This is a genomic window from Streptomyces sp. NPDC046881, assembly GCF_040645015.1.
GTDB lineage: Bacteria > Actinomycetota > Actinomycetes > Streptomycetales > Streptomycetaceae > Streptomyces.
This window is the reverse complement of the sequence record NZ_JBEYXJ010000086.1, coordinates 1-19,724: the sequence shown is the minus strand read 5'-3', so window position 1 is coordinate 19,724 and position 19,724 is coordinate 1. Positions and strand designations below refer to the sequence as shown.

Sequence of the window (19,724 nt, the reverse complement as noted above, 5' to 3'; positions counted from 1 at the left end):
GCCCCACAGTGGCCGAATAAACACCAGGTCTATGGCGTGAATTAATCGCCACAGTTATACTTGAGCGGCTCTGTGGTCTGGAGGGTGGTCATGATGAGCAAGCCTGGCGATTTCTTCGTCGGACGACGATCCGAGCTGGATGAACTCAGTCGGTGCGCACTACAGGCGCAACAGGGGAGACCTTGGCTCGTTTGGGTCTGCGGTGAATCCGGCGCAGGAAAGACAACGCTTCTCCGCCATTGGCTGGGCCACGGCGAGGCGCAGGCATTCAGAGTTCTGACGGCACGATGCGCTTCATCCGAGCAGGAATTTCCCTACGGACTCGTCGAGCAGTTGCTGCGAAAAGTACCGCCATCCCTTTTGCAGGGATCTTTCCTCGAGCACGGAACCGTTCCCGAGGACGCTGCCCCTTTCCGCGTCGGCGCGCAGCTCTTGGAAGTGCTGGGGCTTCTTCAATCGCAAAGTTCCGTCGCCATGGTTGTAGATGACGTACAATGGGCGGATCGCAACTCCAAAGCGGCGCTCGGGTTTGTGCTGCGCCGATTGGAGGCCGACACGGTCATCACGATCCTCTCGCTCCGGGGGGCCAGCGGAGAAAGAATCGAGGATGCTCGGGACCCCTTGATCGAGGAAGGGGTTGAGAGAGTGTGCCGTGTGTCACTTTCCGGATTCTCTGCCGAAGAGGTTTCACATCTCGCCGAGCATTCCCTTGACCGGGTGGATTCGCATACCGTAGAGAACCTTGTAAATCTCACTCGCGGGAACCCGCTCTACGTCCGGATGCTGATCCGAGAAATCGAGCGCACGTCTGCAGCCTCGCACCCAGGGAATGCCGAGTTCTCCCCGTCCCTCACTTCCGTCATAAGCCATCAATTGGCGAATGTCCCCCAGGCGTCGCGTCGCCTTGCTGAAGCTCTCGCTGTTCTGAGCGGTCACATTCCTCTACTCAAGGCGGCAGCAGTCGCGGAAGTTTCCGAACCATCCATCGCCATGGAGCCCCTGCTGGCGGAAGGGCTCGTCGAATGGATTCGGGCGGACCCCGCAGCGCCCGTCGCTATCCGACACGAACTGCAAAAATCGGCGATCTACGCATGCCTGTCACCGGTTCGGCGGAAAGAGCTTCACGTCAGGGCGGCAGCAGTTCTTCCTCGTGACGCTTCCTGGGAACACCGAGTAGCTGCGGCGGACTCTGTAAACGGTGCACTCAGTCATGAGCTGGAAGAGGCGGCCAACGAGCAGCTTCACCGCGGCAACGTCAACCGCGCAGCGACTCTGTGGCTATGGGCTGCAGATGTGGCAAGCTCCTGCACCGAGCACGACCGCTTGCTTCAGCTGGCCGCGGCGCACTTGCTCTGGATCGACGAATTCTCACGTGTGAAACCACTGCTGGTCGACATACAAGCCTGTGCTCCATCTCCCATGCGTGACCTCATATTGGGCGCCTACGCGGAGAGCCGGGGGCGTTTGAACGAGGCTGCGCCTCTGCTGACCAATGCACTGGATGCCGAAGAACGGTCAACCGCTCCTGAACGAGTCAAAATCGCCGGCATGGCCGCCAGCTGGCTTGGCCTTCTTGAACTGCTTCGCGGAGACGGAACGGCAGCGGTGAAGGCCTTCGAGCGTGTCCCGTCCATCAATGACGCCGACTCGGCGATTACATACCGGGCGAAATCCCACTTGGCCTTTGCACATGCGTTCATTCATGGCCCTCGGGCGGGGCTGAACAGTCTGACCGACTTCCTTGAGTCAGATGGCGACGCCCATCACTTTCTCTCCTTCCCTCTGATGTTCCGAGGGCTCTTGCATTCTTTCGCAGGAGAATTCAACGCGGGCATCCGTGACGTTTCCCAGGCGCTTGACATGTCGCGACTGAGTGGACGGCCGACGATGGACGAGTTCGGATTCGTATGCCTTTCTTCCGTCCAGTTCTTGCTCGGGAAGTGGGACGAGTCGTCAGTCAGCGCGAGAAACGCCTTGATCATTTCCTCCAAACGTGAGAAGCCGTGGGCGGCAGCCATGGGTCATGCCGCGCTGTCATTCACCTTCAGCGGTCGAGGTGATTTTGTGCAGGCCCAGGAACATCTCGACATCGCACAGACCGAACTCGGCAGGTTTGCACCCAGTTGGGCAGTCCCCTTCACCCACCTTGGGAATGCAGTACTCGCTCACGCGCAATCGGACACCAAACGGCTGTTGGCAATCCTCGAACCGCTCACCCGCCCTCCTCTGGCGGGACCCGCTTCACACTTCGAGGTATGGTGGCGCGCGCTCTACACGGAAGCCCTTATAGAGAACGGTCGCTCATCAGAAGCAGAAACAGAACTGAGGCATGTGCAGGACCTGGCACGAACAGCACCCTACCTGAGGCTTCCGGCCGCATGGCTTCACGGTAAGTATGTGGAGTCCTGTGGCGACAAACATGGGGCCATGAACATTTATCAGTCGACAGTCACCCGCGCGAGGGACCCCGATGACTCACTGGTTTACATGGCCCTCATACAACGTTCCCTGGGAGGCTGCCTCAAATCCATAGGGCGTGTTTCAGACGGCGACCTGTGGATCGGGCGCGGAGAGGGCACACTGAGTACGCTGGGGGCCAGGCCGTACGTGGCGAGCGCCTCGAAGATGCACGAATCGGATCTGCTGGCCGGCCTCACTCCGCGAGAACGGGATATAGCCCATCTTGTTGGCCGCGGAATGACCAACCGGGAAGTCGGAGCGGAGCTTTTCGTAAGCGCGAAAACGGTGGAGTATCACCTGGGGCACATCTTCACAAAACTTGGCATGACCAGTCGGCGGCAACTACGTGATCTGATCTTTGATCCACCGCGCGTGCTCCGATCTCCGACTTCGGGTGATGAGCCTGTGGGGTGATGCTTCGGTGCCTGGACAGCGGGTGGAGCGACGTCACGGCTGCATAGCGAGTGTGGTGGCGATGCTGGTGCGGTCGGCGAGGCGGAACACACCGTTGGCCAGGGGTGTGGACGGCGGTGATCTACTCGGTCAGCTCCGCGTCCTGCGCGGCCCGGGGGCCGGCGGCGCCGGTGCGGTGGGCGTAGAAGGCGGCACGCAGCTCACGACGCTGTGGCCCGCGTGCTTCTCCGCCTCGACGAACGGGTGCATGTTCACCGGGCCTCCTTGGCGTAGAAAGCCGTGGCCCGCTTGAGGATCTCCACGTCCTCCCGCAGGCGGCGGTTCTCCCACCGCGGTTGGGCCGTTTTCTCGCGTTCGCTGCTGGTCGAGCCGTCCCGCTCGCCGGCATCGGCCCCGGCCTGCTCGACAGGGCGGGCGTGCACGAGCCGCGCACTGTCGCTTCCTGACAGGCATGCTCTTTGGTCAGCCGCCGGTTGTGGGCGACATGGTCGCCGGAACGGGTACAGCGGAATCCGTGCGGACGGCCTGCCAGAGCGTGTGGGCCTGAGGTTGGGCGGCGACGACCCGGTTGGGGTCCTTCTTGTCGTACGCCACCGGGAGCGTGATCGTTCGCATGGTGGAGGGATCGAGTCCTTTGAGACTGCGGGCGAATTCCGCCAAAGCGGTGAGGGAGGCGAGTGGGGAGTCGGTGGTGAGGGCCGCGGTCAGTGAATCAGCGATCGTGTACGCCTTTGCCGGACTGCCCAGCAGATCCTGCTCCTTGATCCGGCTCATGAGCGCGACGAGGAACTGCTGCTGAAGGCCGATGCGGCCGAGGTCGCTGCCGTCTCCGATTCCGTGCCGGGTCCGCACGAACTGCAGTGACCGGGTGCCGTCCAAACGATGGGTGCCGGTGGTCAGATCGAGGCCGCTGTACGGGTCGTGGATGTCCTGATCGACGGTGACCGTCACGCCCCCGATGGCGTCCACCACCTTCTTGAATCCCGCGAAGTCGATCTCGATGTAGTGGTCCATCCGCACGCCGGACATCGCTTCCACGGTCTTGACCACACAGGCCGGGCCGGCCACCGCGTACACGGAGTTGAACATCACGCGCCTGGCCGCGGGAAGCGTCGATCCGCCGGCTGTGATGCACTCGGGGCGGGTGACCAGGGTGTCGCGTGGAATGCTCACGGCGACGGCCCGGGTGCGGCCCTGCGGGATGTGGATGACCAGAGCGGTGTCCGAGCGGGCCCCGGAGGCAGTGCCCGTGTGGAGGGCGGCGTTGGCGCCGGCGCGGGAGTCGGAGCCCAGGACGAGGATGTTCTGTCCCGAAGCGGCGAGCCTTTCAGGTCGGTCGTCGCCAAGGGCTCTCTCGATGTCGACGCCCTTGATGTTGCCGTCGAGATTGCTGTAGAGCCAGTACCCGGTGCCGGCCGTGGCCGCGACCAGAACGCTCAGGGCGATCAGGACCGCGCGGCCCCTGCCCCGGCGTGCGCGGCCGCGGCCGCGCGTGCTTGCCCGGCCGCGGCGGCGCAACGGGGCGTTACGGGCGCCGCGCTGCGGCCTGGAAACGTTGCTCATGCTGATCCGAGTCCTCGCTGGACGTGCGCCGAACGGTGGTGGGCGAGCAGGACCGCAGGGAGGGCATCCGTACGGCCCCGCTCTCCGAGCCTGCTACCAGCCCTGGCCGTGGGGCCGGGAAGGATCCAGTTGCTCGTCCTGGGGAGAGCCTGGCTGCTGGGGTGCCTGCCAGGGCTGCTCGACGGGTACGGAAGATCCCCACGTCACCCTCTGCTGGGGAATGCTCCAGCCCTGCTGGTGGAGGTGAAGTGCGGGCAGTGGCTGCTCCTGCACAACGGCCTGGCGCCGAGGGGCTGCGGTGCGCGCAAGTGCGACACCTTCCAGGCGCATCAGCTGGAGTGTCTCGGTCACCTTCTTGTCGGAGTAGGGGTCCTCCTCTTCGAAGATCTCCGTGACCTCCGCCTCGGCTCCGCCCACGGACACCTCGACGCCTGCCTGCCGGGTGCCCCAGCTGCCCTTGCCCAGCGTGAGCAGGGCGTAGAAGCGCAGCGGGGTGAGCAGGAACAACTGGATCACCCCGTACAGCGGCGCGAGCAGGAACATGCCGAACCGCTTGGTGAAGCCCATGCCCCGGCGTGGGAAGTCGAGGTAGCGCACGTTGCGCAGGTAACCCATGAGGACCATGAAGACGGCGTAGTCCCCGATGTGGTGCAAGAACGAGGTGGGGTGGAGGATCGGCAGGACGACCATCGAAGAGACCATCGCCGTGCCGAAGACCAGCCACAAACCCAGTTCCATGCAGGTCAGCCAGAAGGCGGGCCGGTACTTCTTCTGATGCCTGAACGCCCACAGGGACTCGCGGAAGAACGACTTGTTCCAGCGAACCTGCTGGCGCAGGAAGTGCGCGAGCTTCTCCGGCACCGCCGTGTAGCCGACGGCGGTCTCCTGGAAGACGACCTGGCCTTCCATAAGGCAGTAGTTCGTCATCCGGCGGTCGTCGCCGAAGACGGCGGGCTTGCCCAGGAACTGCTGGTTGAGGAAGTCCGGGAGGTATGTGCGTACCAGTGTGCCCCGGTAGGCGGAGAGCGCACCGCAGCAGCACAGCACGGACTTCAGCCGCGAGTACGCGGCCCGTTCGAAGAGGAAGGAGTTGCCGTACCTGAGGTCCTGCAGGCGGGTGAAGATGTTGCTGTCGTGATTGAGGGCCAAGACCATGCCGGTGGAGGCCATGACCCGCTCGTCGGCCAGCGGGAGCAGCAACTCGCGCACGGTGTCGCGGGCCAGGACGGTGTCGGAGTCCACACACAGGAAGATGTCCGAGTACGGGGCCGCCTCGAAGCCCAGGGCCAGTGCCTCGCGCTTTCCCTTGTTCTCCGGCTGGACGCTGACGGTGTACTTGACGCCTGTGGCTTCGAAATCACGGCGTAGCTTCTTGGCGACCCTGATGCCGCCGGGATCCGCGCTGCAGTCGTCGATGATGTGGACCTCGTTGGGCAGCCGGCTCTGCGCGAGCAGACTCCGCAGGCCCTGCTCGAACATCACCGGATCCTCGTTGTAGATCGGGATGACTGCGGTGACCCACGACTGCTCGAGGTACTCCAGCCCCTGCCGGTCCGCCTTGGCCGGACGGTAGAACAGCGCCATGAACATCTTGAGGGCCAGCAGCCCCATGGCGCCGATGGAGTACAGGTGCAGGGAGCCCGCGCCGAGCCGGGTGAAGATCAGCGCGGCGAAGCCCACGAAGAACAGGTACGACACCTTCAGGTGTCTGCGTCTGCGGTGTCCCTGACGGCTGTCGGCCTCGGCCGCCTCGGGTATGAACGTCTCGTGGGTGGTCACAGCTTGACCACCCTGGGGTGATCGGCGGACTTGCCGCGCGTGTCGAACAGGAGCCGGGCGCGGTCGGCCAGCAGAACGAGGTCGATCTCCCGGTGCGGCTGCAACAGGACGGTCAGATCGGCCGACTCGGCCGCCGCGAGGTAGTCCTCCACCCGTTCGATCGGGCATCCACCCACCGTCCAGCCGGACACGCGAGGGTCGAAGTAGGCCAGTTCGGCACCCCGGGCGCGCAGCTGCTCGGCCACCGCGAACGCGGGGCTCTCCCGCTGGTCGGAGATGTCGGGCTTGTAGGTCACACCCAGCAGCAGGATGCGCGACCCGCGGACCGCCCTGCCCTGGTCGTTGAGCAGGTCGGCCGCCCGGTTGACCACATGCACGGGCATCCGCTGGTTGATCTCCTGGGCCAGCTCCACGAAGCGGAACGGAATGCCGAGGGAACGCACCTTGTAGGACAGGTAGTTGGGGTCGATGGGGATGCAGTGGCCGCCGACTCCCGGGCCGGGGTAGAAGGGTGCGAACCCGAACGGCTTGCTGGCCGCGCACCGGATCGCGTCCCACAGATCGACGCCGATCTCATGGCAGAACATCGACATCTCGTTGACCAGCGCGATGTTGACGTGCCGGTACGTGTTCTCCAGCAGCTTGGCCATCTCGGCCTCGCGGGTGCCCTTCGCCTCCACCACGCCGCCCACGAAACGCTCGTACAGGGCGCGTGCCGCCTTGGTGCAGTCCGCCGTGACGCCGCCGACCACCTTCGGGGTGTTCTCCAGGCCGAAGCGGGGGTTGCCCGGGTCTATGCGCTCGGGGGAGAAGGCCAGATGGAAGTCCCTGCCCGCCCGAAGGCCACCGGCCTCGAGCCGTGGCCGCACAACCTCATCGGTGGTACCGGGATACGTCGTCGACTCAAGGACCACGAGGGTGCCCGGAGCGAGGTGGGCGGCGATGTCGTCGACCACGGCGTGCACCGCGCCCAGGTCGGGAGAGCCGTGGTCGGTGAGCGGGGTCGGGACGCAGACGACGACCGCGGCGGCGCCGGCGATGGCCTCGGCACTGTCGACCGCACCGAACCCCTGGTCCAGCATCGTGCGAACCTCGGCATCGGTGACGTCGTCGATGTGCGAGCGGCCGGAGTTCAGGCCTTCGACCACCTGACGGCTGCGATCGATTCCAACGACGCTCAGCCCCGCCGCCGTAGCGGAGCGGGCCAACGGCAACCCCACGTATCCGAGCCCGACAACAACAAGATCCACCGCAGTGGGTCTGCTCACCTTCGTCCCCAACCCTTTTCCAACGGGCGCTACCTCGGCTCAGCCGAGCGCCTGACCACTCCTTTTTCTAGGCGTTCCGCGTAGCGGGCACATCGGGGGTTCTCCCTAGTCGCGCACCTGGGCGGACTGGGGACTTCCTGCGGATCACCGGGCGGACCGGAGGAAGATGCCAGCGATGTGGAGTCCGGCAAGGTGGATGGTTGCGGTCTTCGCAGCGGGGGATCGGCGAGATGAGCAGGCCTGTGCGGTCCGAGCCCGCCGTGAGCGGGCCGGTGCGGCTCGGCATCCTCCGGATGGGCAACTCGCGACTGGCTCACGAACTGCTGCAGGGCCGCATGTTCCCGTCCGGCAGCCGCTCGGCCATCGGCTGGATCGACGTGCGCCGGCCGCCCGGCATCGGACGCCGCAGACAGCACTCGCCCAGGGTGTGCGACTAGGGAAAACCCCCGATGTGCCTCGTACGCGGAATGCCTAGAAAGGAAGACGAGGAACCGGGAACCGCTGCCCAACCCAAGGTTTTGATCATCATGTACGCCTGGAACGACCCTGACAGCCACCTTCTCTTCGCCCCGCCCGCCCTGAATCCAGTGAGGCCCCGGCGTCAGGAACGTGACCCGGCATTTCAGTGGCAGCGGTGAAGCCTTCGGACAGCAGGCAGCCCCTCTCCTCCCCGGCCTCCCGACGGCGCACCGCGCTGTCGTATCCCGCCGCACGGCGGCGGGACCGTACTCCCCCGCATGACGGAGCACTCCGATGACCACCCCGCCCACCCGACCGGCCACCCCGGACCTGCGCCGCACCGCATACGCGACCGGCGGCGCCGTCCTGGCCACCACCCTGCTGTGGACCGTCGCCCACATCCTGGGCGTCGAACTCCGCGTCGGGCTCGGAGGCGGATGGCCGAGCCAGGCCATCGGCCTGCCCCTCGTCGTCGGCAGCACGCTCGTCGCATCCCTGCTCGCCTCAGTGACGAGAAAGGGACTGGGCCGGTTGACCGACCCGACTCCGACCACTTGGGCCCAACTGGCCGTGACCGTGTTGCTGGTGTCACTGGCCCCACTGACGTTCGTTCAGGCGTCCGGCGGCGCCAGGGCCACCCTGGCGCTGATGCACCTGGCCGTCGCCGCCGTACTCATTCCGCTCCTGGCCCCCGGAAACGCCGACTGACCAGGACATGACGACAAGCCGAAGACAACCAATCGACCCACTGACCGGCCGCGCTCCAGGCCCGAGGAATCGGATGCGGAGCCCTGGGGCATTCGCTCCGCGACAGGTCTACCGGCTGTCCGCCGAAGAGAGGTGCCGTCATGTCTGCTGCCCGTGTGGTCGGGGCTCTGGTCCCCGTGTCGCTGCTGGTGATCGCTGTGGTGGGCATCTGGTGGGTGCTGCGCCAGGAGCGTCGCCGGCCGTCGTCGCACGCCCGCCGTGGGGTACCGGTGCATCTGGATGGTGAGCCGTCGCCGGAGGAGTGGCGGCATATGTCCACGGAGGCGCAAGGCGCGTACGACACGGCGGTGCCGGACGCCGCCGAGTCCGCGGAGACGACTGCGGCCCGGTCGGCGGACTGAGTTCACGCCTCACCTCGCCTTCCCGCCGGAGACAAGGATCAACGCCCGGCTGCGGAAGGCCACCCGCAACCTGGAGGACCTCCCCTCCGAGCAGGCGGTTCCGAAGTAGCGCCGCGATTGGTCACACCTCGTCGCCGGCTGGACGTTTATGGACCTGTACATGACGGAGCATCCCGATGACCACCCCGCCCAGCCGACCGGCCAGCCCGGACCTGCGCCACATCGCCTACGCGACCGGCGGCGCCGTCCTGGCCACCACCCTGCTGTGGACCGTCGCCCACATCCTGGGCGTCGAACTCCGCGTGGGGCCCGGAGGCGGATGGCCGACCCGGGCCGTAAGCCTGCCGCGCGTCCTCGGGATCACGTTCGTCGTCTCCCTGATCGCCTCAGCGACGCGAAAGGGGCTGGACCTGTTGACCGATACCGACCGGGCCTCGGCCTTCTGGACCCGACTGGCCGTCGCCGTGTTGTTGGTGTCACTCACCCCGCTGACGTATCTCCAGGTATCCGGCGGCGCCACGGCCATCCTGGCCCTGATGCACCTGGCCGTCGCCGCCGTACTCATTCCGCTCCTGGCCCCGGAACCGCTGATCGATCCAGAACATGGCAGCAGGCCGACCCCCCGCTTGCAAGCCCCGCAGGCTCAGGCTGCTCCTGTCCTGCGCGGTCCAGGCAGCGTGGCCGCGCAGATGCCCGAGGGCCCCGACACCCTGATCGGTGCGGAGCCTTCGGCGCCCCGAAGGGTCTGCGGTGCTCACCGTTTCAGGCGACCGCGGCTGGTCTCAGCCGGCTCCCCCACCCCAGCCCCAGAGGCCTGCGAGGGCCCCTCATGGGAACGTCATGGGAGCGGAAGGCCAGCTGAAGACGGGGAACGATCAGACAAGGACGGCAGACCGCTCCCCGTTGAGCTGCAGGAACGGTGAATCCAAGGAAAGGCCATCAAGAACGGGGAAGGACCATGGGGCCTCTCCTGAAGCGGGTGTCGCAGGTTCGAATCCTGCCGGGGGCACAGAGAGAAGGGCCGGCTCAGGAGGGTTTTCCTCCCGGGCTGGCCCTTGCCGTTCCGGACGCCGTGCCCCAGCCGTGTCACCAGCATCCACGCGGAATCCGCATCTCCTGGCCCGGGCCCCTCCCACCCTTGCGGATCATGGTCTTGAGGAGACGGGCGACGTCCCGGTGTCAGCGCTGTTCCGCAAGCTGCCGCTACCCTCTGACCCGTGAAAGAGGACAGTCGACGCCTGGCGAACTTCCGAGTCCACCTCGTCCCGGCAGTCCTCGCCCTGGCCAACCCTCCGTGGCAGCGGGACGTATGGCTGGACCCGTCAGCGTTCGAGAACCTGGGCCACATCTTCCACACGCTCTTCGACGACTTCTGCGACGCCGACAACCCCGAGAGCTACCTTGGCACCAGCCTGAGGACCCAGGAAGAGGTCGTCCTCATGCGGCAACTCGGCACCGCACTCAACGCGGCGACGGCCGACGCGCCCAACGACACCGACGAAGAACACCTCGCCTCGCAAGCGTGGCCCGAGGTCGTGGCGGTTGCCGGACGTCTCGCACAGGTCATGGTCGCGAATGACCTGAAGGAGCTCGTCGCACTGCACGAGTCCGAGCCGACAACCGACGACCTGCTGCCCCGCACGTAAGAAGCCGCACCGCAAGCGCACCAGATCGAGCGGGGAGCAGCGGGGAACCACGGCGAAGAAGCCACTTCTGACATCAACGCGGGCGGTCACTGACGACCGGGATGCTCCGCAGCAGGCGGTCCATGTGGCTCGTGGCCTCGCGCCGGGTGTCCTGCACGACGTGCGTGTGGACGTCCATGGTGATGCTGATCTGAGAGCCCCAGGATCTCCATCACGACGCGGGGCGCGACCCCCGCCGCGTTGGTGTTGCCTCCCGCCGCGCAGTGGTGACCACAGGGGCGGTGAACCTGCTGCTCGGGCTGCTCATCGTGCTCCTCAAGGCCGCCGTGACGCACTGACGTCGCCCCCGCGCGATTGCGCTGATCAGCCCCCGGCCGCTCGGCAGGCGCCCTCGGCCGTCGAGTGCAACGCTGTACGTGGACCGGTCCCGGCCTCCCGATGCGGAAGGGAACGGACATGGAGATCAAGCCTCAGGCAGTCGTCATTCCCAAGGAGACCGACCACCTGGAACAGGGGAAGTACGGCCCCGTCTTTCCGAGGACTCCGGCCTGCTACGGCTTCACGATCGTCGCGAAGGTCAAACCGGGCAGGGCCGACACCATGCGGGAGTACGGCCACACCCTGGCCAAGGCGCTGGAGCAGGATCCGTACCTTCTCGCGCCGTTGAAGCTGCACTACCTGCGCTGGGTCCTCTTCGACGATGACACGCGCTTCATGTATCAGGGGATCTTCGACACCGACTTCGACAAGTACACCGAGGACGCCGTCGCGCTCTTCAGCAAGGCAGGCGTGAGCACGGCTTTCGAGAACCTCGAAGGATTCCCCGAGGACTGGCGCACGAACCCCGAGGCGTTCGTGCGCTTCGTACGGGAGCACCACTGTCCGAGCTTCATCGAGTACGGCGAGTACCCGTATGTGACGGCAGACGAGATCAAGAAGGCTCTGCTGATCAAGGACGCTCTGTCACAGATGCTCGACCAGATGCAATGAGACGACCAGACGATCAGACGCAGTGAGACGAGCCGCAATGAGCGAGGTCAGGACCGCACGCACGTACAACCAGCGGCACATTCCGCGGAGGTACACCCCCGACGGGCGGCGGGTGAGCATCTACGTCTCTTGGAGCTATCCGGCAGAGGCCGGTCGCAACGCGGCCGAGCTGGACAACCGCTTCTCCACGATGACCGAGGTCAGGCGGGTGGCCTGGCCCGCGTACGAGGACCCGAAGTGGTCGGACCCGTACCGGTTCCAGCAGGGCATCGCCGGGTCACTGGAGCTGTTCTTCTGGGCCTGGGTGCCGTTCCAGGACTACGTCGAGGAGGTCACCGGACATCCCGTCCCGGTGTACCAGCGCATCGACCAGGCGGGTTTCTTCACCCCGCTCGACGAGCGGGTGCTCGACGACACCGATGTCCTGTTCGTGTTCGGATTGGATCACGCGGTCACCGAGCAGGAGGCCCAGCCGGGGGAGATCGAGGCCCTGCGGGCGTTCCTCGCCCGGGAGGACGCCTGCCTCGTCCTGGGCCCGCACCACGACGTCGGCGCATCGGACGACCTCAAGGTCCGGGAGATGGAGTACCGCCACCATGGCGACCCCCTGGTGCCCCGGCAGCAGCGGTTCGCCACCTACGTCAGGGACCTGATGCAGGGTCTCGGCGTGCCGGTCATGAACCGGTACGGGCTGCGTCCGGCCACGCGCGAGGGCAACCAGATCGCCCCGCTGTCCACGGTCCGGGACCTGGACCCGAAGGGCTGGCTGGAGGGGGTGACGAACTTCAACTTCCACATGCACCTGCCGCACTACGACGTGACGACCGACGACCCGGAAGCCATCCGCGTGCTGGCCAGGCAGCCGATCGACACCTCCCGGCCGCATCCGTTCACCGAGGCCGGCAACGCGGAGTTCAACATGTTTCTGTGGATGCCGCCCAGCGGTGACCGCGCGGCCGATCTGCTGCTGGCGGACTCGACCATCTTCAGCTCCCTCTTCGGTGGTGACGACAGCCTGCGCAATTTCTGGCGGAACGTCGTCTCCAGGTAAGGCTGACGCGGAGGTCAACCGTGAACGTGCACACGGAGGTCACGCTGGAACTCGACGACATCCAGCGCGGGGTTCTCAGCGGCCGGCCGACGCCTTATGCGGCGACCTACCTCGCCTTCCGCATCGACGACCGGGCACACGGACGGGAGCTGATGCGGCGCGCGAGTACGGCGGTGACCTCCGCGGCGGACACGGTCAGCCCCTTGGGAGAGACCTGGGTGAGTGTGGCCGTCACCTGTCGCGGCCTGGAGGCGCTGGGGGTACCCCGCGCCTCACTGGACACGTTCGCCTGGGAGTTCCGGCAAGGCATGGCGGCCCGTGCCAGAACGCTGGGCGATGTGGGCGACAGCAGCCCGGAGCACTGGGAAACGCCGCTGGGCAGTCCCGACCTCCACGTGGTGCTCACCGCGGTCGCGCCCGACCCAGAGCGCCTGGAGGCGGCGATCGACCGCGCCCGCCCCGCTTACGACCGGCTCGCCGGAGTGACGGCGACATGGCGGCAGGACTGCTACGCGCTGCCCACCGAGACCGAGCATTTCGGCTATCGCGACGGCGTCAGCCATCCAGCCGTCGAAGGCAGCAGGATACCGGGATCCAACCAGTTGGAAGTGCCGCTGAAGGCCGGCGAGTTCGTCCTGGGCTACCGGGACGAGATCGGCGGTATGCAGAGCCCGCAGCCCACCGTGCTGGGCCGCAACGGCAGTTACGCGGTCTTCCGCAAGCTCCATCAGAACGTGGCCGAGTTCCGGAGGTACCTGAAGGACAACTCCACCGGGCCCGAGGACGAGGAACTGATCGCCGCGAAGATCATGGGGCGCTGGCGCAGCGGTGCTCCCCTGGCGCTGGCCCCGCAGCACGATGAGCCCGCGCTCGGCGCCGACCCGCACCGCCGGAACACCTTCCTGTACAAGACCGACGATCCGGCGGGATTCACGACACCCGGCGGCAGCCACATCCGCCGCGCCAATCCCCGCGACGCCTCCGTGGCAGGAGAGGTACGACTGCACCGCATGATCCGGCGCGGCGCCGTCTACGGCCCGCCGCTGCCCGAAGGAGTGCTGCAGGACGACGGCGCCGACCGCGGCCTCATGTTCGCGTTCATCGGAGCACACCTGGGCCGGCAGTTCGAGTTCGTCCAGACGCAATGGATGAACGACGGCGTCTTCTTCGGCGCGAACGACGCCAAAGACCCCGTCACCGGAGCCCACGACGGCTCCGCCGGCCACACCATTCCCCGCCGCCCGCTGCGCCGACGCCTCGCTCCACTGCCGCGGTTCGTCGTCACCCGAGGAGGCGAGTACTGCTTCCTGCCGAGCCTGACCGCCCTGCGCTGGCTCGGCGACCTCCACGACTGACAGCGCGACGACAGGCACCCCGGCACAGTCCGGCCGTTGTACAGCGCCCGAGGGGAAGCTGATGGAGACCCTGCACCTGGTGCTCAACGCCGTCACCGTCATCTTCATCGCGGCCACCATGTTCGCCGCCGGCCTGGGCGCCACCGTACCGGCCCTGTGCGGAGCGTCTTCACCAACATCCCGCTCCTGCTCCTGGCACTGATCGCCAACCTGGTCGTCGTCCCACTGCTCGGCTGGGGCATCGGCGCTCTGTTCACCTCCCCTCCACCTCCTTCATCGCGCTCATCCTGCTCGCCTCCTCCCCGGGCGGCCGTTTCGGAGCGAAACTGGCCATGGTGCAAAACGGCGACGTCGTCGGCGGCGCGGCGATGCAGGTGCTGCTCGCCTCCATCGGAAAGCCTGGGAAGCGGCAGCGCCCAGTGGCTGCCCGACCAGAACGGGTCCAGCACATATGAGGCTGGGAATCGCCGTGAACACGTGAGACCCACAGAGGCGCGTTTTCCGAGATCAGCCGCCTTCCTGCCGGGGGCACCAGCCGAAAGGCCCCGGACCGATCTTGGTCCGGGGCCTTTGACGCAGGGTTGACGGCAGTGGTGCCTCGTACCCTCAGGACCGAGCGCCTTCCCTGGATCCGCTCCTCCCCCGCCTGCCTCGCCGGTCTCGGCGAGCCGCCGGCCGCTGGACTCCTGCGGTCGGTGTCCGGCCGGGCGTCGGTGTCCGGCCGGGCGTCGGTGTCCGATCAGGCCGTCGAGACCGCGCACTGGCCGCGGTCGGCCGTCTTGGGGCCGGCGGTGGTGGGCCGGATGTCGAAATCGAAGATGGCGGTGGGGAGGTACAGCGAGCAGCAGGCGTTGGGAATGTCCACGATCCCGCTGATGCGTCCCTCGATTGGGGCCGCGCCGAGGATCAGGTAGGCCTGCTCTCCGGAGTAGCCGAACCTCTTCAGGTACTCGATGGCGTTGAGGCAGGCGCGGCGGAAAGCAACCGTCGCGTCCATGTAGTAGTTGGTGTCGGTGTCGTGGTCCACGGAGATCCCGATGAAGGACATGAACTCCGAGTACCGCGGCTCGACGTTGCCCGGCATGAAGACGGGGTTGGTGCTGATGCCGTACTTCTCCATGCCGCCCTTGATCAGGTCGACGTGGAAGTCGATGTAACCGCCCATCTCGATGGCGCCGCAGAAGGTGATCTCCCCGTCTCCCTGGCTGAAGTGCAGGTCACCGCCCGACAGCTTGGCGCCGTCGACGTGGACGGGGTAGAAGACCCGGGCGCCGCGCGTGAAGTTCTTGATGTCGTGGTTGCCGCCGTTCTCCCGTGCGGGAACGGTGCGTGCTCCTTCCTCGAGGATGCGCTGGGCATCCGATCCGGTCGCCTTTCCCGCGAGTCCCCCGTCGGGATCGGGCGCGAGCCCCAGCGGGGGGATCCGGTCGGGGTCGGTGTCGATCAGCGCCTGCTCGCGCCTGTTCCAGCTCGCCAGCAGGTCCGCGGAGGGGGCGGTGCCGAAGAGACCGGGGTGGGTGATGCCGGTGAAGCGGACACCGGGCAGGTGCCTGGACACCGCCTGCTGACCGTGGAAGTCCCAGATCGCCTTGTAGGCGTCCGGGAAGTAGTCGGTCAGGAATCCTCCGCCGTTGGCCTTGGCGAAGACGCCGGTGTATCCCCAGCCCTGACCGGGTGCGGCCCCGACCTGCTGCGGTACGGGTCCCAGGTCGAGGATGTCCACGACGAGCAGGTCGCCCGGCTCCGCGCCTTCGACGCCTATCGGCCCGCTCAGCATGTGCGTGGCCTTCAGGTCGACATCGCGTACGTCGTTGGCGGAGTCGTTGTTGCCTATCTGTGCGTCGGTCCATTCGCGGCATTCGAGGCGGAACTCGTCCCCCGGGTGGACCGTGGCGGCAACCGGAACATCCGGATGCCACCTGTTGTGTCCCGGAACGGCCTGATCGCGCATGGACTTGCTCTGGTCCACTGTGAACTTGACTTCGGGCATGACGGCTTCCTTGGTCCTTCTGAATCGGTCACACGGATGCACCCGGGCCGGCCGGCGTCGTGGTGGCGGGCGCCGGTTGCCGCGATGCGCGGGTGAGCGGCCACAGCGCCGCGAAGACGACGACGGCGAAGACGCCCAGTGCGATGGCGGTCTCGTCGGGGTGTTTCCAGTAGCCGGAGAGCAGCAGAGCGGCGGGGATCACACCGGTGACCCAGCCCTCGATCGCCGTGACCCAGCCGACGTAGCTGCCGAGCCTGTCCATCTTGAGGCCGAGCAGCAGGAAGAACAGGAACCACAGGAACGCCCAGTAGAGCCAGATCACACCGAACGGGTTGTCCTTGGCGAGGTGGAAATTGACGAACGAATACCCCAGGGCGGCGACTGCCACAAAGAGCGAGTAAAAGCCGACACCATCGGTTTCGATGCCGGCGAGGAGACAGATTCCCACATAGAGGTAGGTGAATCCGAAGAGATAAATCCCGGACGCCGCCAAAATCTTCTTGGGGTCGTTGTCGGCGGCGAAGATGAGGTACGTCGGCGTCAGCACCTGGAGTACACCGACGAAAAGGTTGAACACCGCTGCCGAGCGGGGATCGACCTTCTTGAGGAGGAGCAGTCCGTTCAGGAAGAGCACCGCACCGACGAAGAGCAGTCCCACGTTCGCCACAGGACGCACCTCCCAAGTCCTTCAGGGGCGGGGCAACTTGGAGAGCGCGGGGTGCGGTGGCCTGCGCACTCTCCTGCCGGGCGGCACTTCGGAGACCACCTCCGGGGCCTCACGGGACTGTTCCTCGCGGGCATGGGCGGCGGCGACCGCGTGCGGGGTTCGCGCGAGAGAGGGAGCCGAATACACACGCCGTGCGGCGCCTCCGCAAAGAGGACAGCCCGAGGATTTGGGTGCCGTGCCGATCGGCAACTTCACATCGAAGGTTCCGCAGCGGATGCATCGATATTCGTAGGTTGCCATCAGCAGCCTCCGACGCGTTCCTTTGTCCTTTCCAGGAGACGTCTCGTAAATCTCCGTGTCAAGTGGATGATGAACGGAAGAAGATCCATCTCACCCACACTGCCCACACTTCTTGTGAGCCTACTCACGCTCCAAGCCCTGGACTGGCGCAACCCGGGTCTTTAATGTCCTTAAATAAGGTTTTCCCTTCTCGAAGGTGGATCAGTGAGCAGCATGGACGCCGTATGGGTCCGTGGCGTGAACGGCATTCAGATGCATCACGTGACCGACCTCCAGGACGCGAGCAGGTTTCTCGGCAATGCCGCGATGGCGCTGCGGGCCGCACACGTGAGGACCGGCACCGACCACTACGCCGGCATCGCCGCCGAGCTCAAGAGCCTCGCCGAGCGCGTGCGGCACCTGGAGGACGAGGCGCGGTCGAAGATGCACGACCTGCACTCCACCGATCCCGAGCAGTTCGCCCGCTGCAGGGACGGCCACGAGCCGTGGCCCGGCGAGATCCCCGCGGGGTTCATTCCGCGGCACACCTGCAAAGACCAGTGCCTCTACCACGACCACGGAGTCGTCGACGCCCTCATGCAGTGCACCTGCGGCCAGCCCCCGTGCCGCGCGTGCGAGATCGGCGGGAAGCTCTGAAGAGGCGGCTCACGGCGTGGCCGTACGAGCCGTGGCGCCGATCGACGTCCTGAGCAGTCCCCGCCGGCCCCGGGCCGTACAGCCGAGACGTGCAGCAACGAGCAAGCGGTCACGTCTCGCGTCGCCAAGGATTGTGAGCAACGGCTACGACCGGGGCAGCTGATCTTCGCAGGCTTCGACTCCGGGCATCTGACATCCACGGCTGACCTCCACGACGCCGGACGGGGGCATACACCAGCGCCTGTGCCCGACCGTCGCACCGGTCGACGGCAGTAGGCGGAGCAGGGCTCGGATCGAACTGCTGAAGCGGGTGCGCGCAGGTGCGCGAAGGCGGCCATCCGCACATCGTTGGGGTTTCCGCCTCGGCGGCGCGGGCCTTGGGCGTGAGGTTCAAGAGCGACCGAGAGCGACGAGCGGAACCTCCGCATGCTCCGCCTACAGTTCGGCCTCGGTGTGCCGGACGTGGGGCCGCTCCAGCCGCAGCGGCAGGAGCCGTTCGGCGAGGTCGGGTCGGATGACTCCTTCGTCGATACCGGTCAGGAGCAGGGGGCCGCGAGGTGGCCCCGGTATCCCCTCATGGTCGGCCGTCGCGGCTTGTTCTGGTCGACGACGCGAGTCAGTGGCGTGTCTGAGGCAGGTGGGGGTGCGGTGAGGCACACGTGCGCTTGATCAGTCGGGGTGTCTGCCTCGTGGCTGACTTGGCTTAGCGGCGGGCAGCTGTTCTCTGCCCTGGGTGGTCGGCAACCCGTCGCGGTGCCTGTGGTGGCGCCGGGCCAGGGAGCAGTTCGCCAAGGAGATGAGCCATGGGCTGTTTGCGGCCCGGCCGCCAACGGCCGCTGTGCCTCGCTGTCGTACCGCCTCACGCCTCGTAGAGGATTGCCACCGACGACTGAAACTTGAACGTGTTCAAAATCCGTGCCAGGGTACGGCGCGGGTTCTTCAGTCCCCTGGTCGCACACGCGGCATGCGGAGAACCCGTTGGGGGTGGAGTGTGTTGCGTAGCTGTCGTACCGCGCTGATCCTGCTTGCCATGGCCTTTGCTCTCACGGCCTGCGGCAGGCTCACGGTCATGCCGCCGCCCGAGGGCGAACCGGTGGTGCTGAAACCGGCCGCACTTGCGACCACGTGGACCGACGCCGACGGCGGCACCCTCACGCTGAAGCGGGACGGGACGTTCACCGCCCATAAGGTGTGCGTCGCCGTCGCCTGGTACGACAGTTTGACCTGGTCCGGAACAGGCACCTGGGAGCAGGGATCCAACAAGAAGCAGAGCTTCGTCGGTGTGACCTTCGACGCCGCTCACTCCTTCGATGCCGCTCACCCCGGAGAGGGTGAGCGGCGGCCCGATTCCTACGCCGCCTTGCGGCAGGGCGAGGTCCTGAAGCTCTGGGTTCCCATCGGCGATCCGGACAACGACTATCCGCACTGCATCCTGACCAGCCCGGTGAGTTGACCCGGCTGCCGCGCGGCCGGCTGAGCTGCACATGGTCCGGTATCAGCCACGGTCGACGAGGATGTCTCGCGGTCGACGGTCGCTGTCGTCAGCCGGACGTCTTGGCGATGATGCGTTCCATCTCCTCTCGGCCGAAGGCCCGCAGGGTCGTGGTGCGGACGTTGCCCACACCGCCGAGCTGCAGGAGTGCCGCGGTGGCGGTTTCGTCGTCAGGGGCCTCGATGATGGCCACGAGGTCGTAGGGACCGACGGTCCAGTAGACGCTCAGGAGCTTCGCTCCGAGTTTCTCCACCGCTGAACCGAACGCCTCGGCGCGTTTCGCGGTGTCCTTGTAGTGACGGATCCCTTGATCGGTCCAGCTCAGCAAGGCGACGTACGTCGGCATGTTCTGCCACCTTCACGAGAAGACTCATCCTGAGGTCCAGCCTGGACACCGGGGCCGGAACCCGCATGAGTTACGCACCCGAACGAGCAACAAGGGGGAAGGGGCCGCCCCCGCCACCCCCCGGGCGGCCCCCAAGATAATCCCCCGGCGGGGGGGTTAAATGATTTAATTGGGCGTGGGCAATATAGTTGTTTTAGGT

At 66.4% G+C, this 19,724-nt stretch carries 20 protein-coding genes, 1 tRNA gene and 2 pseudogenes; 13 read left to right on the top strand and 10 right to left on the bottom strand.

Features of this window, described 5'->3' with window-relative positions:
• Positions 1-90: 90 nt before the first annotated feature.
• Complete coding sequence (locus ABZ923_RS30720; RefSeq protein WP_361478014.1) at positions 91-2,874, top strand: AAA family ATPase; 2,784 nt, start codon at positions 91-93, stop codon at positions 2,872-2,874.
• A 251-nt stretch (positions 2,875-3,125) separates the two neighbouring features.
• Here ABZ923_RS30720 and ABZ923_RS30715 read toward each other — a convergent pair whose 3' ends face one another.
• From ABZ923_RS30715 to ABZ923_RS30700, 4 genes are all read right to left on the bottom strand, one after another.
• Entirely contained in the window at positions 3,126-3,296 is a 171-nt protein-coding gene (locus ABZ923_RS30715) for a hypothetical protein (protein WP_361478011.1), read from the bottom strand.
• 40 nt (positions 3,297-3,336) lie between these two features.
• Complete coding sequence (locus tag ABZ923_RS30710) at positions 3,337-4,437, bottom strand: LCP family protein (protein ID WP_361478009.1); 1,101 nt, start codon at positions 4,435-4,437, stop codon at positions 3,337-3,339.
• 93 nt (positions 4,438-4,530) lie between these two features.
• Entirely contained in the window at positions 4,531-6,216 is a 1,686-nt protein-coding gene (locus ABZ923_RS30705; RefSeq protein WP_361478003.1) for a glycosyltransferase, read from the bottom strand.
• Positions 6,213-7,484, bottom strand: a complete 1,272-nt coding sequence (locus ABZ923_RS30700) for a nucleotide sugar dehydrogenase (protein WP_361478000.1) — start codon at positions 7,482-7,484, stop codon at positions 6,213-6,215. The genes ABZ923_RS30705 and ABZ923_RS30700 overlap by 4 nt, the downstream gene beginning before the upstream one ends.
• Before the next feature lie 230 nt (positions 7,485-7,714).
• Here ABZ923_RS30700 and ABZ923_RS30695 point away from each other — a divergent pair, with 230 nt between their 5' ends.
• The 6 genes from ABZ923_RS30695 to ABZ923_RS30670 all read left to right on the top strand — a co-directional run bounded on the left by ABZ923_RS30695 (position 7,715) and on the right by ABZ923_RS30670 (position 10,698).
• Complete coding sequence (locus tag ABZ923_RS30695) at positions 7,715-7,921, top strand: hypothetical protein (RefSeq protein ID WP_361477997.1); 207 nt, start codon at positions 7,715-7,717, stop codon at positions 7,919-7,921.
• A gap of 316 nt (positions 7,922-8,237) precedes the next feature.
• Positions 8,238-8,651, top strand: coding sequence for a DUF6069 family protein (locus tag ABZ923_RS30690; protein ID WP_361477994.1), 414 nt, complete (start codon positions 8,238-8,240; stop codon positions 8,649-8,651).
• Positions 8,652-8,791: 140 nt separating this feature from the next.
• Positions 8,792-9,052, top strand: a complete 261-nt coding sequence (locus ABZ923_RS30685) for a hypothetical protein (RefSeq protein ID WP_361477991.1) — start codon at positions 8,792-8,794, stop codon at positions 9,050-9,052.
• 176 nt (positions 9,053-9,228) lie between these two features.
• Complete coding sequence (locus tag ABZ923_RS30680) at positions 9,229-9,975, top strand: DUF6069 family protein (protein ID WP_361477988.1); 747 nt, start codon at positions 9,229-9,231, stop codon at positions 9,973-9,975.
• Positions 9,948-10,061: transfer RNA gene (locus ABZ923_RS30675), tRNA-OTHER, on the top strand. The genes ABZ923_RS30680 and ABZ923_RS30675 overlap by 28 nt, the downstream gene beginning before the upstream one ends.
• A gap of 208 nt (positions 10,062-10,269) precedes the next feature.
• Positions 10,270-10,698 carry a hypothetical protein gene (locus ABZ923_RS30670; RefSeq protein ID WP_361477985.1) on the top strand — a complete coding sequence of 143 codons (429 nt, stop codon included), beginning with the start codon at positions 10,270-10,272 and terminating at the stop codon, positions 10,696-10,698.
• A gap of 73 nt (positions 10,699-10,771) precedes the next feature.
• Here the strand turns inward: ABZ923_RS30670 and ABZ923_RS30665 are convergent.
• A pseudogene (locus ABZ923_RS30665) lies at positions 10,772-10,937 on the bottom strand (oxidoreductase); the annotation flags it as partial.
• A gap of 217 nt (positions 10,938-11,154) precedes the next feature.
• Here ABZ923_RS30665 and ABZ923_RS30660 point away from each other — a divergent pair.
• From ABZ923_RS30660 to ABZ923_RS30645, 4 genes are all read left to right on the top strand, one after another.
• The gene (locus ABZ923_RS30660; protein ID WP_361477982.1) at positions 11,155-11,688 is read left to right on the top strand and encodes a hypothetical protein; all 534 of its coding nucleotides are present in this window, start codon (positions 11,155-11,157) and stop codon (positions 11,686-11,688) included.
• A 37-nt stretch (positions 11,689-11,725) separates the two neighbouring features.
• Positions 11,726-12,739, top strand: a complete 1,014-nt coding sequence (locus ABZ923_RS30655) for a hypothetical protein (protein WP_361477979.1) — start codon at positions 11,726-11,728, stop codon at positions 12,737-12,739.
• Positions 12,740-12,759: 20 nt separating this feature from the next.
• Positions 12,760-14,094, top strand: a complete 1,335-nt coding sequence (locus ABZ923_RS30650; RefSeq protein WP_361477976.1) for a Dyp-type peroxidase — start codon at positions 12,760-12,762, stop codon at positions 14,092-14,094.
• 61 nt (positions 14,095-14,155) lie between these two features.
• The gene (locus tag ABZ923_RS30645; protein WP_361477973.1) at positions 14,156-14,296 is read left to right on the top strand and encodes a hypothetical protein; all 141 of its coding nucleotides are present in this window, start codon (positions 14,156-14,158) and stop codon (positions 14,294-14,296) included.
• Between the two features lie 537 nt (positions 14,297-14,833).
• Here the strand turns inward: ABZ923_RS30645 and fmdA are convergent.
• The 3 genes from fmdA to ABZ923_RS30630 are packed head-to-tail and all read right to left on the bottom strand — an operon-like array spanning position 14,834 to position 17,051.
• The gene (gene fmdA, locus ABZ923_RS30640) at positions 14,834-16,084 is read right to left on the bottom strand and encodes a formamidase (RefSeq protein ID WP_361477970.1); all 1,251 of its coding nucleotides are present in this window, start codon (positions 16,082-16,084) and stop codon (positions 14,834-14,836) included.
• A gap of 28 nt (positions 16,085-16,112) precedes the next feature.
• Positions 16,113-16,751, bottom strand: coding sequence for an AmiS/UreI family transporter (locus tag ABZ923_RS30635; protein WP_361477967.1), 639 nt, complete (start codon positions 16,749-16,751; stop codon positions 16,113-16,115).
• Between the two features lie 21 nt (positions 16,752-16,772).
• Entirely contained in the window at positions 16,773-17,051 is a 279-nt protein-coding gene (locus ABZ923_RS30630; RefSeq protein WP_361477964.1) for an FmdB family zinc ribbon protein, read from the bottom strand.
• A 213-nt stretch (positions 17,052-17,264) separates the two neighbouring features.
• On the opposite strand from ABZ923_RS30630, the gene ABZ923_RS30625 reads away from it, so the two are divergent.
• Positions 17,265-17,687 carry a hypothetical protein gene (locus ABZ923_RS30625; protein ID WP_361478051.1) on the top strand — a complete coding sequence of 141 codons (423 nt, stop codon included), beginning with the start codon at positions 17,265-17,267 and terminating at the stop codon, positions 17,685-17,687.
• A 311-nt stretch (positions 17,688-17,998) separates the two neighbouring features.
• Here ABZ923_RS30625 and ABZ923_RS30620 read toward each other — a convergent pair.
• Positions 17,999-18,242 (bottom strand): annotated as a pseudogene (locus ABZ923_RS30620) (ATP-binding protein); the annotation flags it as partial.
• A 475-nt stretch (positions 18,243-18,717) separates the two neighbouring features.
• Between ABZ923_RS30620 and ABZ923_RS30615 the strand changes: the two are divergent.
• A complete protein-coding gene (locus ABZ923_RS30615) occupies positions 18,718-19,140 on the top strand; it encodes a hypothetical protein (RefSeq protein ID WP_361477961.1) in 423 nt (140 codons plus the stop codon).
• Positions 19,141-19,228: 88 nt separating this feature from the next.
• Here ABZ923_RS30615 and ABZ923_RS30610 read toward each other — a convergent pair whose 3' ends face one another.
• Positions 19,229-19,525, bottom strand: a complete 297-nt coding sequence (locus ABZ923_RS30610) for a GYD domain-containing protein (protein WP_361477958.1) — start codon at positions 19,523-19,525, stop codon at positions 19,229-19,231.
• Between the last annotated feature and the right edge of the window lie 199 nt (positions 19,526-19,724).